At 62.8% G+C, this 13,305-nt stretch carries 13 protein-coding genes; 3 read left to right on the forward strand and 10 right to left on the reverse strand.

Features of this window, described 5'->3' with window-relative positions:
* Positions 1-69: 69 nt before the first annotated feature.
* The 4 genes from V1277_RS03785 to thiD all read right to left on the reverse strand — a co-directional run bounded on the left by V1277_RS03785 (position 70) and on the right by thiD (position 4,076).
* The gene (locus V1277_RS03785; RefSeq protein WP_065749361.1) at positions 70-1,059 is read right to left on the reverse strand and encodes a threonine ammonia-lyase; all 990 of its coding nucleotides are present in this window, start codon (positions 1,057-1,059) and stop codon (positions 70-72) included.
* A 53-nt stretch (positions 1,060-1,112) separates the two neighbouring features.
* Complete coding sequence (locus V1277_RS03790; protein WP_334415055.1) at positions 1,113-2,171, reverse strand: glycosyltransferase family 4 protein; 1,059 nt, start codon at positions 2,169-2,171, stop codon at positions 1,113-1,115.
* On the reverse strand, positions 2,168-2,980 hold the full coding sequence (locus V1277_RS03795) for a UDP-2,3-diacylglucosamine diphosphatase (protein WP_334415056.1): 813 nt from the start codon (positions 2,978-2,980) through the stop codon (positions 2,168-2,170). Before V1277_RS03795 ends, V1277_RS03790 begins: the two co-directional genes overlap by 4 nt.
* A gap of 295 nt (positions 2,981-3,275) precedes the next feature.
* The gene (gene thiD / locus V1277_RS03800) at positions 3,276-4,076 is read right to left on the reverse strand and encodes a bifunctional hydroxymethylpyrimidine kinase/phosphomethylpyrimidine kinase (protein ID WP_334415057.1); all 801 of its coding nucleotides are present in this window, start codon (positions 4,074-4,076) and stop codon (positions 3,276-3,278) included.
* 132 nt (positions 4,077-4,208) lie between these two features.
* Between thiD and V1277_RS03805 the strand changes: the two genes are divergently transcribed.
* Positions 4,209-4,454, forward strand: a complete 246-nt coding sequence (locus V1277_RS03805; protein WP_213256806.1) for an Lrp/AsnC ligand binding domain-containing protein — start codon at positions 4,209-4,211, stop codon at positions 4,452-4,454.
* Positions 4,455-4,718: 264 nt separating this feature from the next.
* Positions 4,719-5,513 carry a J domain-containing protein gene (locus tag V1277_RS03810; RefSeq protein ID WP_334415058.1) on the forward strand — a complete coding sequence of 265 codons (795 nt, stop codon included), beginning with the start codon at positions 4,719-4,721 and terminating at the stop codon, positions 5,511-5,513.
* 22 nt (positions 5,514-5,535) lie between these two features.
* On the opposite strand, the gene V1277_RS03815 is transcribed toward V1277_RS03810, so the two are convergent.
* A complete protein-coding gene (locus V1277_RS03815; RefSeq protein WP_334415059.1) occupies positions 5,536-6,468 on the reverse strand; it encodes a c-type cytochrome in 933 nt (310 codons plus the stop codon).
* A 169-nt stretch (positions 6,469-6,637) separates the two neighbouring features.
* Between V1277_RS03815 and V1277_RS03820 the strand changes: the two genes are divergently transcribed.
* Entirely contained in the window at positions 6,638-7,060 is a 423-nt protein-coding gene (locus V1277_RS03820) for a CHRD domain-containing protein (protein ID WP_334374184.1), read from the forward strand.
* 205 nt (positions 7,061-7,265) lie between these two features.
* Here V1277_RS03820 and V1277_RS03825 read toward each other — a convergent pair whose 3' ends face one another.
* From V1277_RS03825 to V1277_RS03845, 5 genes are all read right to left on the reverse strand, one after another.
* Entirely contained in the window at positions 7,266-7,712 is a 447-nt protein-coding gene (locus V1277_RS03825) for a c-type cytochrome (RefSeq protein WP_334415060.1), read from the reverse strand.
* A gap of 103 nt (positions 7,713-7,815) precedes the next feature.
* The gene (locus V1277_RS03830) at positions 7,816-10,125 is read right to left on the reverse strand and encodes a xanthine dehydrogenase family protein molybdopterin-binding subunit (protein ID WP_334415061.1); all 2,310 of its coding nucleotides are present in this window, start codon (positions 10,123-10,125) and stop codon (positions 7,816-7,818) included.
* Between the two features lie 188 nt (positions 10,126-10,313).
* A complete protein-coding gene (locus tag V1277_RS03835) occupies positions 10,314-10,460 on the reverse strand; it encodes a hypothetical protein (protein WP_334415062.1) in 147 nt (48 codons plus the stop codon).
* A gap of 20 nt (positions 10,461-10,480) precedes the next feature.
* The gene (gene murJ / locus V1277_RS03840) at positions 10,481-12,031 is read right to left on the reverse strand and encodes a murein biosynthesis integral membrane protein MurJ (protein WP_334374178.1); all 1,551 of its coding nucleotides are present in this window, start codon (positions 12,029-12,031) and stop codon (positions 10,481-10,483) included.
* A 115-nt stretch (positions 12,032-12,146) separates the two neighbouring features.
* Positions 12,147-13,298 carry a DegT/DnrJ/EryC1/StrS family aminotransferase gene (locus V1277_RS03845; RefSeq protein WP_334415063.1) on the reverse strand — a complete coding sequence of 384 codons (1,152 nt, stop codon included), beginning with the start codon at positions 13,296-13,298 and terminating at the stop codon, positions 12,147-12,149.
* Between the last annotated feature and the right edge of the window lie 7 nt (positions 13,299-13,305).

Below are 13,305 nucleotides of genomic sequence, written 5' to 3' on the forward strand. Positions count from 1 at the left end.
TAAGGAGCTCCGGACAACGAAAGGCGGGCAGAGCACATGCTCTGCCCGCTTCCGTTTAAGATGTGATGATCAGGCGACCAGTTTGGCGAACAGGTCCGCGTCGACATTGCCGCCGGAAAGCACGATGACGACGTTCTTTCCCCTGGCATCGATGCGGCCGGCCAACAGTGCCGCGAGGCCGACGGCGCCGCCGGGCTCGACCACCAGTTTCAATTCCCGGTAGGCATAGGCCACCGCCGCGCCGACTTCCTCGTCGGATGCGGTCACGCCATTTGCGAGCAGCTTGCTGTTGATCGAGAAGGTGAGTTCGCCCGGCATCGCCGCCATCAGCGCGTCGCAGATGGTGCGGCCGGCGGCGTGATGCGCCTCGCGATGGCCGGCGCGGAGCGAGAGGCCGTGATCGTCATAGTCCTTGGGCTCGGCGACGATGACCTGCGCTTGCGGAAATTTTGCCTTCACGGCCGTCGCGACGCCAGCGATCAGCCCGCCACCAGAGGCCGGCGCTACCACGATATCGGGCACGAGCCCGAGCGCTGTCATGTCCTCGGCGATCTCGCGGCCCGCAGTACCCTGCCCTGCAATGACGAAGGGATCGTCATACGGCCGGACCAGCGTCGCACCGCGTTTGCCGGCGATACCGTTGGCGATCGCTTCGCGGTCCTCCTTGTCGCGGTCGTAGAGCACCACCTCCGCGCCATAGCCCTTGGTGCGCTCGCGCTTGGTGACCGGAGAGTCCGCCGGCATCACGATGGTGGCCTGCATGTTGAGGATCTGCGCCGCCGCCGCCACCCCTTGGGCGTGGTTGCCGGAAGAGAATGCGACCACCCCGCCGCCGCGCTTGTCCTGCGGGATCGAGGCCAGCTTGTTGAAGGCGCCGCGGAACTTGAACGATCCGGTCCGCTGCAGCATTTCGGGCTTCAGAAAGACCTTGGTCCCGACGCGCTCGTTGAGAACGGGGAACGACAACAGCGGCGTCCGCACCGCAAACGGGCCGACTACTCGCGCCGCCGCGTCGATATCTGCAGCACCGACCGGTGCCGTTGAGGCTTTTTCCGTCATGCGCACTTTGTATCGCGCAAGCGGACCGGCGGGCAATACAGATTCAGGTGATATCAGGCGGCGAAATGCGGGTCCTTGGCCGCAAATTCGACCAGCTCGCCTTCCGGCTGCAGGGGACCAAGGTTGAGGGCATGGTCGACAAAAACCCGTGCCGAGGCCTGCCAGGTATGGGCGGCGGCAAATTCCACGCATTCTTCTCGCGAAATCTGCAGCGCCTCCAGGCAGGCCGTGCGCAAATCCTCGTTCAGCACGCCAACCGGCGCCGAGCCGATCACGTCGCGGGGACCGGTGACCGGAAAAGCCGCGACCGGCAAGCCGCTGGCCAGCGCTTCCAGCAGCACCAAGCCAAACGTGTCGGTCTTGCTGGGAAAGACGAAAATATCGGCCGCCGCGTAGATTTCGGCCAGTTCCTCGCCATGCCGCGCGCCGAGGAACACGGCGTCGGGATATTTCCGTTCCAGCGCCATCCGGGCCGGCCCGTCGCCAACCACGAGCTTGGTGCCGGGCAGATCGAGATCGAGGAAGGCCTCGAGATTCTTTTCGACCGCGAGGCGGCCGACACTGAGATATACCGGCGTCGGAAGGCAGAGATCGGCGCTGCGCGGATGGAACAGCGAGGTATCGACGCCGCGCGACCACAGCACCACGTTGCGAAAGCCGCGCAGGCGCAGCTCAGCCGCAAGCGCCGGCGTTGCGGCCATCACTGCCCGGCTCGGCCGGTGGAAGGCACGCAGCGCCCACCAAACCCAGGATTCCGGAATTGGCGAGCGCGCCGAGACATATTCCGGAAACCGGGTGTGAAAGCTCGTGGTGAACGGCAAGCCGCGCTTGCGGCAATAGCGCCGCACCAACAGCCCGATCGGCCCTTCGGTCGCGATATGAATGCTGTCGGGCTTTGCCGCTTCGATCAGTTGCGCGATCTTGCCGGGAAGCGGCAGAGCCAGCCGCAAGTCGGGATAGCTCGGCATCGCAAAGGTGCGAAACGATTGCGGCGTCAGGAAACTCATCTCGACGCCAAGCCCCCTGGCCGCCTCCGCCAGCGCGGTCAGCGTGCGTACCACCCCGTTGACCTGGGGATGCCACGCATCGGTCGCGACCAGGATATGCGTCATGCCGCGCGCGCCGCGACGCGGGGAACGGGCGCCGCCCTTCGCTGCGGATCGGTCCAGATGATGATCTCGAACCGGCCGTCCTCGTGCTCAGCGAGCGCGGTGCAGCTTTCCACCCAGTCGCCGCAATTCATGTAGCGGATACCGTGCTCGTCGCGGATGGTGGCGTAGTGGATGTGGCCGCAGATCACGCCATCGGCGCCATGACGTCGCGCCTCGCCGGCCAGCGTCTGTTCAAACGCGCCGATGTAGTTCACGGCGTTCTTGACCTTCAGCTTCGCCCATTGCGACAGCGACCAATAGGGCACACCGAACATGCGGCGGAAGAAGTTGACGAGGCGATTCATCTGAATGGCGAAGTCGTAGGCCTTGTCGCCGAGATGGGCGAGCCAGCGCGCGTTCTGCACCACGAGATCGAAGATGTCGCCGTGGATGATGAGATAGCGCTTGCCGTCGACGCCGGTGTGGATGGTGTTTTCCACCACGTCGATGCCGCCGAAATGCGTGCCGTAGTAGTTGCGCAGGAACTCGTCGTGATTGCCCGGCACGTAGATGACCTTGGCGCCCTTGCGCGCCTTGCGCAGCATCTTCTGCACGAAGTCGTTGTGCGATTGCGGCCAGTACCAGCTCGACTTCAGCGCCCAGCCATCGACGATATCGCCGACGAGATAGATGGTGTCGGCGTCGTGGCTTTTGAGGAAGTCCAGCAAACGGTCGGCTTGCGAGCCGCGGGCTCCGAGATGGACGTCGGAGATGAACAAAGTACGAAAGCGCCGTTCGGGGCTCTCTTCACTCAAGGAGTCACTGCCCATATCTGTGCACCTACCAGATTTCTGTGACAGGGCGATGACTGATCACGCGACCTATAGCCCCACGAGAATCAATGCCGCGCCCTTGGCTCTCGCGGATAGCAGCGTGATGCGACAGGCAAGCGACACGGCGGCGGCGACAACTCAATGTCATCCCTGCGAACGCAGGGACATAACCACCGATGCTTACTGTGGAGAAGATAACAATCCGCTTGCTTCAATTGATAAGCCGCGGCGCGCGATGAGCGCGATTGCGCTCACGCTCTGGGTCCGTGCGTTCGCAGGGACGACAGTTCAGCTAATAAAACTTATGAAAATGGTGGATCGGGCCGTGACCGTGGCCGACGCTGAAGCGATCTGCCTCCGCAATCGCAGCGCTGACCCACGCCTTGGCGTTACGCACGGCGGTTTCCATGCCCTCGCCCTTCGCGAGCTCCGCCGCGATCGCCGAGGACAATGAGCAGCCGGTGCCATGGGTGTTTTTCGTCACAATGCGCGGCGCGGCCAGCGCGATGGTGCCGCTCGTGCCGATCAGATAGTCGACGCACTCGGCGCCCTCCCCGTGGCCGCCCTTGATCAGCACCGCCTTGCACCCCATGGCCAGCAATCGCCTGCCCTGGCTTTCGACGGCGGCCTCACCCGCAGCCACCGGTTCGTCGAGCAGCGCGGCGGCCTCAGGCAAATTGGGCGTAATGACCGAAGCAAGCGGAATGAGTTTTGTCCTGAGCGACTCGACCGCTTCCGCAGCCAGCAGCCGGTCGCCGGAGGTTGCGACCATCACAGGATCGAGCACGACGTGCTTCGGCGACCAGCGCTTGAGGCCGGCGACGATGGCGTCGATAACCGATGGCTGCGCCACCATGCCGATCTTGACCGCTCCGACGTCGAGATCGGAAAACACCGCATCGATCTGCGCGGTCACGAACTCCGCCGGCACCTGATGGATGCCGCTGACGCCTTCGGTATTCTGTGCAGTCAGCGCCGTGATCACGGAGGCGCCGTAGACACCGAGCGCGGCAAACGTCTTCAGGTCGGCCTGGATACCGGCTCCGCCAGAGGAATCGGAGCCGGCGATGGTCAGCGCGATCGGCGCCGTCATCGCAAGCCTCGTGCAAGTCGTAGGTTGAAGGCCATGGAATGTCCTACCGCGCCATGGCATCGGCAGCAAGCTGGCTTGCCATTATCAGCGGTTTTTGGCCTATTGGGACCAACCAATTCGGAGACGACAGCGATGGTTCCCTTCTTTGTCCAGTTCAAATGCAAACTCGGCCAATCCTATGCCGTCGCCAATGCGCTCGCGGAGGCCGAGATCGCCTCGGAGATCTATTCCACTGCCGGTGACTACGATCTGCTGGTCAAGTTCTACGTCGATAAGGACACCGACATTGGCCATTTCGTCAACGAGAGGGTGCAGGTGATTCCGGGTATCCAGGACACCCACACCATCATCACCTTCAAGGCGTTCGGCACGGGTTAGGCGTCGGCCCGCCTTCCCCAAGGCCGCGTCCCTGGTGCGGCCGATAGGCCCGCCTGCTTGTGAGGACGGGCTGCCAGCCCTGCCCGCCTGCCACGCCAATTGAGCGCCCCGACCGCAACGGATGGTTAACGACGTTAACCATGGCATGCTTTTGCCATAAGGGGATCATGCTACCGCCTTGATATTTTTGATTATCTGGGGCGTCGTCAATCGGAAGTTCCGCGGCGGGGACGGTCCGAGGGGGAAACGGTCGCGAGTACCACCATGGGGACGCTGTACGATTTGCTCGGAGCGCTTCCGAGTGACGACGCCGAGGAATTGCGGAAGGCATTCCGCAAGGCCGCGAAGGCGACCCATCCCGATATCAATCCCGACAATCCCGAGGCCGCGCTGAGGTTCAGGGAACTCATGCGCGCCTATGACATCCTGAACGACACCGAGCAGCGCGCGACCTACGATCAACTGCTCGCCATTGCGCTGCAGCCGCCTGCCACGAAGGCGATCCAGACTTACGAGACCGTACGAAAGGTCGCCTCCAATACGATGGCGGCAACGATCATTTCCGCGGTGCTGGTCGGCGGCTACACCGTGTTCGGATTGTTTTCAAAACCACCGGGTGCCGCAGAAATGCCGGAGGACAGCCGCGGCGCGCAGCAAGTTGCGGCCGTGCAGGCAGACGCTCCAGCGCAGGATGAACCACGCATCCAGCGCGGAGAGGCTTTAACCGGCGGAGCGGTCACACTCGCCTCCACAGTAACCGCAGCCAAGGAATCGGGCGCCGCCCCCATTGGCCGCTTCGAGCCTGTCCCGGCGTTCGCCACGTACAATCTGGGCGTTCAATATTATCCGCGCTTCGCAACCGCCTATCTCGATCGCGGCGTGGTGCTGTACCGGACCGGCGATTTCGATCAATCGTTCGCCGACATTGCGGCGGCCAAACGTGCCACGGATTTGAAACGGACCAAAAACGCCACGCCCGCGCCGCGCAAGCCACCGTTGACGATCGTGCCTTCCTTGCCGGAACGGCGCGAGCCGATCACCGCGGCCCTGACGCCCTGACGGCGCGCGAAGCTACTTTCCGTCATGACTTTTCTGCTTCCTTCTTCTTCGGCCGCGGCGGTCCTTCGACCGGCGGCAGCGACTTGACATACTCCGCGATGGCATCGCGATCTTCTGGCGGCAATTGCGAGGTGTTCTTGATCACGCGCACCATCGATCCGCCGGCGCTGTCGCCATCCGGCGTTTGCCCCGTTTCGAGGAAGTAGGCGATATCCTTCGCGCTCCACTCCTCCAATCTTTTCTGGGTGATGTTGGGTACCCAGCCCTCTCCTTCCGGATTAGGCCCGCCTGCGAAGCGTTGCGCTTCGACGATGCCGCCGAGGAAATTGCGCGGGCTGTGACACTCGGCGCAATGGCCCATACCGTTGACGAGGTAAGTCCCGCGATTCCACGACGCCGAATGTGCGGCGTCTGCTATGTGAGGCTTTCCGTTCATGAACAACCATTTCCAGACACCGATGTTGCGGCGGATGTTGAATGGAAACGGCACGTCGTGATCGCGCGTCTTGCCGGTCACCGCTGGAAGCGTCTTGAGGTAGGCAAAGAGATCGCGCACGTCGTCGACGCTCGCGTTCTGGTATGACGTATATGGAAAGGCCGGAAAATAATGCACGCCGTCCGGCGACGTCCCCCTGAGCACCGCCGTCACGAAATCAGCCTCGCTCCAGCGGCCAATACCGTAGGTAGGATCTGGCGAGATGTTGGGAACGTAAAACGTCCCGAACGGAGACGGCATTGCGAGCCCGCCGCCCAGTTGCAGCCGATCGGGTTGGTTGGGAACGGCATGGCAGGAGGAACAGCCTCCGGCATTGAACGTTGCAACGCCGTTGGCAAGGTTCGGCGTGCGGGGAGGAAGCGAGGCTGGGGCAACGACCGCCGGGATCGTGAGCCACCAGAAAACACCGGCGCCGGCGACGCCAGCCAAAATCAAGCCAAGGAGAATTCGTCGCAGCATTCACTGATCCGTTGTCAGGGAGTCCTAAACTCAACAACCAGTATGGACGCACTTTGCGCCATAGGCGTCTGCGAAATTTCGAGCCTTTGTCTGCGTTTCGGGAATAAATTCGGAAAGGCGTTGTTTTGAGGCTGACATCACCGTTTTGACGTCCACAGGGAGAAACACCATGTCGAACAAGACCATGCTTGTCACGCTTGCGTTGGGGGCAGCGATTGCTTTTTCCGGACCCGCGTCTGCCGACAAGATGAAGGCGACACTCGACGGCAAGTCCCAGGTGCCGCCCAGCACCAGCGCGGCCAAGGGTGCCGCCGACATCGACTACGATCCCGCCAGCAAGAAGCTGAGCTGGAAGCTGAGCTATTCCGGCCTGTCCGGCCCTGCCACCGCTGCGCATTTCCACGGGCCTGCAGAAGCTGGCAAAAATGCCGGCGTCGCTGTCGCCATTCCCAATGCGACGTCGAGCCCGGTCGAGGGCAGCGCGACGTTGACCGATGCGCAGGCCGCGGATCTCGTGGCGGGCAGGTACTACATCAACATCCACACCGCAGCCAATCCGGGCGGCGAAATCCGCGGCCAGGTAACCAAATAAATCAAGTCACCTAGTAAATTTGGTGACGAAGTAGGTAGGTTCGAACGCGAGCAAACAAGAAACGCTAACACAAAAGGGCGGACGCTTCGCGGCGTCCGCCCTTTTCTGAGGCCACAGCATGATCCGGAAAAATGTGTAGCGTTTTTCCGTCGCGACAAACGCGGAACGCGTTTGCGCGGAGATCATGCTCAAAGCTAGAATGCGATCAGCCCTTCTTGATCCGGTATGTCTCGTGGCAGCCACTGCACTGCTTGCCGATGACAGGCATTTCCGCCTTGAGCGTCTCGAGATTCTTGACCTTGCCCTTCGCATCGGCGACGACCTTGGCGAAGCTCTTAATTTGGGACTCGAAGCCGGCCTTGTCTGTCCAGATTTTCGGCGAGGGGTCGTAATCACCCTCGAACTTGACACCTTTCATGCTCTCGGGGAACAGCGTCGGAAGGTTCTTGGCGGTGTCATCGAACTGGGCCAGCGCGGCATTGACAGTCGACTGGTCGTAAGGCTTTTCGCCCTTGACCATCGCCGACAACGCGCCTGCGTTCTTGCCATTGTCCTTCATCATGGCCTGGGTACGCTTGAGCTGGTCCTGCTGTGCAACGACCGCACCGGCACTGAATGCAAGCACAGCTGCGACGACGACGATCCGCTTCATTGGCAAATTCCCTTCAATTCGGGTTTGTTCCGGCCCCAAGATGGTGCAGGCCGGCTGTTTGCAAACACCGCGTTCGGCGCATCATTCCGCATGCGACAAAATATCAGAGGTTATGCCGTTTCTGCGCCTCGCGGATCGCGATCCAGACCCGCTCGGCCGTGGCCGGCATATCGATGTGGTCGATCTTGTACTCGCGCCACAACCCCTCGATGATCGCATTGACCACCGCGGGGCAGGAACCGATCGCGCCCGCCTCACCCGCACCCTTGACGCCGAGCGGATTGGTCGTGCACGGCACATTGTGCGTTTCGAAATGGAATGACGGACCATCAGACGCCCGCGGCACCGCGTAATCCATGAATGTGCCGGTCACGAGCTGGCCGTCGGTTGCGCTATAGACCGCGTGCTCCATCAAGGCCTGACCGATGCCCTGCATCGCCCCGCCATGCACCTGGCCGGCGAGCAGCAACGGATTGAGCGTGACCCCGAAATCGTCGACGATGACATAGTTGACGATTCTGATGATGCCGGTGGCGGGATCGATCTCGACTTCGGCGAGATGCGTGCCGTTCGGGTAGGTGCCATCGGCCTGCGCAAACGTCGCGCTCGCATTCAGTTTCGACGGATCGACGCCTGGCCGTTTCGCGAGGTCGGCGAAGCTGATCGAGCGATCGGTGCCGGCGATGCGCACGACACCATTGCTGATCTCGAGGTCGCCGGCGCTGGTCTCCAGCGCTTCGGCCGCGATCTCCTTCAGCTTGTTGCCGAGTTCGCGCGTGGCGCGCTCGACGCTGACGCCGCCGGTCGGGATCGACGCCGAGCCGCCAGTGCCGAGCCCGGTGGCGATCTTGTCGGTGTCGCCCTGCAAGACATGGGCACGCTCCGGCGGCACGCCGAACTGCTCGGCAACGAGCTGCGCATAGGCCGTCTGGTGGCCCTGCCCGCTCGACTGCGTGCCGATCAGGATGTTGATGTCGCCATTGGGATCGAGCGCGACGTTAGCGGTCTCCTCGCCCATCGTGCCGCAGATCTCGACATAGCAGGACATGCCGATGCCGCGCACGAGACCTTGCTTCTTCGCCGCCTTGGCGCGCTTCGGAAATTCCTTCCAGTTGGCGACTTCCATCGCGCGCTTCATATGCGCGGTGAAGTCGCCGGAATCGTAGACCTTTCCGGTCGCGGTCTTGTAGGGCATCGCCTTCGGCGGGATGAAGTTCTTGCGCCGGATCGCATCCGGCGTCATCCCGAGCTTTCGCGCGGCCGCATCGACCAGACGTTCGACCACATAGGCCGCTTCGGGGCGCCCGGCGCCGCGATAGGCGTCGACCGGCACGGTATTGGTGAACACGGTGCGGACGCGGCAGTGGAAGGCCTGGATGTCGTAGAGACCCGGCAGCATGCCGGCGCCGCCATGCGGGATGTAGGGCCCAAAGGTCGAGAGATAGGCGCCCATGTCGCCCATCAGATCGACGTCCATGCCGAGGAATTTGCCGTCCTCGGCCAGCGCCATCTTAGCCGTCGTGACGTTGTCGCGGCCCTGCGCGTCGCCCATGAAGTGATCGGAGCGATCGGCCGTCCATTTGATGGTCTTGCGCAGCTTGCGCGCCGCCACCGAAATCAGCGCATATTCGCGATAGGGAAACAGTTTTGTGCCGAAGCCGCCGCCGACGTCGGGGCAGATCACCCGCATCTTTTCCATCGGAATCTTCAGCACCATGCCGCACAGGATTTCGCGCAGGCGATGGCTGCCCTGGCTGCCGATGGTCAGCGTCAGATGATCGCGCTTGGCATCGTATTCGGCGACCGCGGCGCGCGTCTCCATGAAGTTGGTGATGACGCGCGGGTTGACGATCGATATCTCGGCGATCGCATGCGCCTTGGCAAAGGCGGCCTCAGCCGCCTTCTTGTCGCCGACCGACACGTCGAACAGCACATTGCCGGGCTTGTCGGGCCAGACCAGCGGCGCGTCTTTCTTCACGGCATTGACGACGCCGACCACCGACGGAAGCGGCGTCCATTTGACGTCGATCGCCTCGATCGCGTCACGGGCCTGGTCGATGGTGTCGGCGACTACGAAGGCGACGGCGTCGCCGACATGGCGCACCTCGTCCTTGGGAAGAATCGGATAAGGCGGGCCGGTGAACGGATCGACTTCCAGGTTGAACAGGCACGGCAGGTCGCCGAGATCCCTGACGTCGTCGGCGGTCAGGATCGCAGCCACGCCCGGCATCCCGCGGGCCTTGGTGACGTTGAGGGTGAACTTCGCGTGCGCATGCGGCGAGCGCAGCATCAGCGCGTGCAACGCCGGCTGTGGCGAATGGTCGTCGGTATAGCGGCCCTTGCCGCGAATGAGCGCGTCGTCCTCCTTGCGGAGGACGCTTTGACCGACGCCGAACTTGATGGGAGCAGCCATCGTATCTCCAATTCCCGGTTTTTCCAGCGGCGCCATATTGCAGCGGTTGTCGGCTCAGCGCAAACCGCTTTCGCCCGAATAACCACAGCACCGGCGCAAGCAAATCGCTGCGCACCGCGACCCTTTTCGCGGCTGCACAACAAAAAAGCCCCGGCCAATGCCGGGATGGAAGGAAGATAACGCCGCAATCAATACTTCGCGACCACTGGGCCGCCGAAGGTGTAGTTCAGGCCGACACGCTGGACGTGGTCGTGGAAGCGCGTATCTACGTCGGCCCGGATCGCGCTGGCCGGTGCGAGCATGAAACTACGCGCATGGAAGCTGTCGAAATCCATGTAGAGGCATTCCCATTTGTTTACAGCCGTTTAGGACCAGACCTCCGGTCACGCAGCAGCGAGAATATCCACCCCCGGCCAAACAGCAGCATGATTGCGACCCCGTACACGAATGCACCGGTCACGATCAGCAACGCCAATGCGGTCTCATCGCGGAACGTGTGCATCTGCGCGAAATAGAAGCTCGCGAATCGCGCGGTGGCCCACAGCGCAGCGCCGAGCACGACGCCGGCCGCGGCGAACTTGGCGAGCGACGTCATCCAGGCGCGGTCGAGTTCGAGGTAGCCCGCCCGCACCGCGAAGGCGAGCACCAGCAAAAGATTGACCCAGGCCCCAATGGCGGTGGCGAGCGCCAGGCCGATTTGCGCCAGTGCGCCCATCAGCGCGACCTTCAGCGCGACGTTGACGGCAACGCCGGTCAGCGCCGCTTTGACCGGCGTCGCGGTGTCCTGACGGGCATAGAAGGTTGCTACCGCACTGCGGATGGTCACGAACGGGATGAGTCCGATTGCGTAAGCGGCCAGCGTGGCGCCGGCAGCCACCGCATCCGCGTTCGAGAAGGCGCCGCGCGCAAACATCGCGCGCATGATCACATCAGGCACGGTCAGGAAGGCGGCGACGAATGGCACCGAAAACAACAGCGAGAATTCGAACGCCCGCCGCTGCGCGGCTGATGCGCCGGTGATATCGTTCGCCGCAAGGCGCCGCGACATTTCCGGCAGCAACACGGTGCCGATCGCGATCCCGATCACGCCGATCGGCAACTGGTTGAGACGGTCGGCGTAATACAACGCCGAAAGCGCGCCCGCCGGCAGAAAGGTCGCGATGATCGTATCGGCGAACAACGCGATCTGCGTTCCCATCGAGCCGATGGTCGCAGGCCCCAGCGCCCGGAAGAACGCGCGCACGTCTTCATCGAATTTGATCGAAGCGAATTTCGGCAGAATGCCAGTCTTTGCCGCATCACCCGCCAGCAGCAGGAACTCGAGGATGCCAGCGAGCAGAAGGCCCCATGCGGCGGCGTAGCCCGCGCCCGGAAAGAACGCCGCCAGCGCCAGCGTCGCCATCATCGACAGATTGAGGAAGATCGGCGCGGCGGCGGCGCTGGCGAAACGATGCATCACGTTGAGCATGCCGCCGTACAGCGTCACCAGCGTGATCAGCAGCAAATACGGAAACGTGATCCGCGTCAACGAGATCGCCAGCTCGCCACGCGCCGGATCGTCCTTGAACCCCGGCGCAAGAATGGCGATCACTTCCGGCATGAACACCCAGGCCACAACCAGCAAAACAACCTGGGCGGCGAACAAGAGCGTGAAGATCCGATCGGCGAACAGTTTTGCCGATGCTTCGCTTTTGCCGTGCAGATGCGCGTAAGCCGGCACGAAGGCGGCATTGAAGGCGCCTTCGGCGAAGATCGCGCGAAAATGATTGGGCAGCCGCAGCGCCACGAAAAACGCGTCCGCGACGGGACCCGCGCCGAGAATCGCGGCGAGCATGATATCGCGCGCGAATCCGGTCAGCCGCGAAAGCAGCGTATAACCGCCGACGGTGAAGATGCGTCCGAGCATGCGCCGCTTCTAGCGCATATCGCGAGACGGGGAAATCGGGCAGCTAACGTTTAGGCATGATCCGGTCCGAAAACCGGAAGGCCGCCTCGCGCTAACGCGGCCCTTCGGGTCGCCATCATGCCTGAAGCGCGCCGCGCACGGCCTCGATGACGCGATCCTGCGTCGGCTCGTCGAGATAGGCGTGAATCGGCAGGCTGATGACATCAGCCGAGAGCTTTTCGCTCGCCGGCAACCCGCCATCCGCAATCGGAAAATCCCGGTAGGCGGTCTGTTGATGCATCGATTTCGTGTAGTAGACCATCGTCGGAACGCCCTGCACCTTCAACGTTGCCGCAAAACCGTCGCGGTTGGTCCCCTTTGGCAGGCGGATGGTGTACTGCGCCCAAACCGAGGTGCATCCGGAAGCCAACCGCGGCACCGTCACGAAATTGCCAAGACTGCGCGCATAGCGCTCGGCAACGCGGTTGCGGGCCGCGATCTCGTCTTCGAAAATCTTCAACTTCTCGATCAGGACCGCCGCCTGCATGGTGTCGAGACGTCCGGTCAGGCCAAGGCGTACGTTGTCGTATTTGTCGGAGCCCTGGCCGTGCACGCGGATGCTGCGCAACGTCTCGGCAAGTTTGTCATCGTCGGTAAAGATGGCGCCGCCATCGCCGAAACAGCCGAGCGGCTTGGTCGGGAAGAAGCTGGTCGCGGTCGCAAGTCCCAAGGAGCCGATATGGCGGCCCTTGTAGCTCGCGCCAAAACCCTGTGCGGCGTCATCGAGCACGAACAGGCCCTCGGCCTGCGCGACCTCTGCGATCGCATCGTGGTCGGCGCTTTGGCCGAACAGGTCGACGGGGATCACGGCGCGCGGCTTCAGGCCGCGCTGCCTGGCCGTCGCGATACCGCGCTTGAGCGAGGCGGCATCCATATTGAAGGTTGCTTCGTCGACGTCGACGAACACCGGCGTTGCGCCGGTCAGCGCTACTGCTTCACCGGTCGCGCAGAACGTGAACGATGGACACAGGACGGCGTCCCCCGGGCCGACTTCCTTGGCCATCAGCACCATCAAAAGCGCATCGGTGCCGCTCGCGCAGCTCACGACGTGCTTGGCGCCGCAAAAATCGGCCAAGGCCTTTTCCAGCACGGCGACTTCCGGACCATTGATGAAGAGACAATGGCTCGTCACACGCGAGAGCGCCTCATCGATCGATGGGCCGAGCCGACGGCGCTGCGAAGCGAGGTCATAGAAGGGAACGGGTTCTGGACGCATGTGCTGGTTCATGGAGCCT

The organism is Bradyrhizobium sp. AZCC 1588 (assembly GCF_036924735.1).
In the GTDB taxonomy this organism is placed as follows: domain Bacteria; phylum Pseudomonadota; class Alphaproteobacteria; order Rhizobiales; family Xanthobacteraceae; genus Bradyrhizobium.

Bases quoted from the DNA above. Each gene is read 5' to 3' on its own strand.
- V1277_RS03785 (WP_065749361.1), bottom strand. From the start codon at position 1,059: ATGACGGAAAAAGCCTCAACGGCACCGGTCGGTGCTGCAGATATCGAC.
- V1277_RS03790 (WP_334415055.1), bottom strand. From the start codon at position 2,171: ATGACGCATATCCTGGTCGCGACCGATGCGTGGCATCCCCAGGTCAAC.
- V1277_RS03795 (WP_334415056.1), bottom strand. From the start codon at position 2,980: ATGGGCAGTGACTCCTTGAGTGAAGAGAGCCCCGAACGGCGCTTTCGT.
- thiD (WP_334415057.1), bottom strand. From the start codon at position 4,076: ATGACGGCGCCGATCGCGCTGACCATCGCCGGCTCCGATTCCTCTGGC.
- V1277_RS03805 (WP_213256806.1), top strand. From the start codon at position 4,209: ATGGTTCCCTTCTTTGTCCAGTTCAAATGCAAACTCGGCCAATCCTAT.
- V1277_RS03810 (WP_334415058.1), top strand. From the start codon at position 4,719: ATGGGGACGCTGTACGATTTGCTCGGAGCGCTTCCGAGTGACGACGCC.
- V1277_RS03815 (WP_334415059.1), bottom strand. From the start codon at position 6,468: ATGCTGCGACGAATTCTCCTTGGCTTGATTTTGGCTGGCGTCGCCGGC.
- V1277_RS03820 (WP_334374184.1), top strand. From the start codon at position 6,638: ATGTCGAACAAGACCATGCTTGTCACGCTTGCGTTGGGGGCAGCGATT.
- V1277_RS03825 (WP_334415060.1), bottom strand. From the start codon at position 7,712: ATGAAGCGGATCGTCGTCGTCGCAGCTGTGCTTGCATTCAGTGCCGGT.
- V1277_RS03830 (WP_334415061.1), bottom strand. From the start codon at position 10,125: ATGGCTGCTCCCATCAAGTTCGGCGTCGGTCAAAGCGTCCTCCGCAAG.
- V1277_RS03835 (WP_334415062.1), bottom strand. From the start codon at position 10,460: ATGGATTTCGACAGCTTCCATGCGCGTAGTTTCATGCTCGCACCGGCC.
- murJ (WP_334374178.1), bottom strand. From the start codon at position 12,031: ATGCTCGGACGCATCTTCACCGTCGGCGGTTATACGCTGCTTTCGCGG.
- V1277_RS03845 (WP_334415063.1), bottom strand. From the start codon at position 13,298: ATGAACCAGCACATGCGTCCAGAACCCGTTCCCTTCTATGACCTCGCT.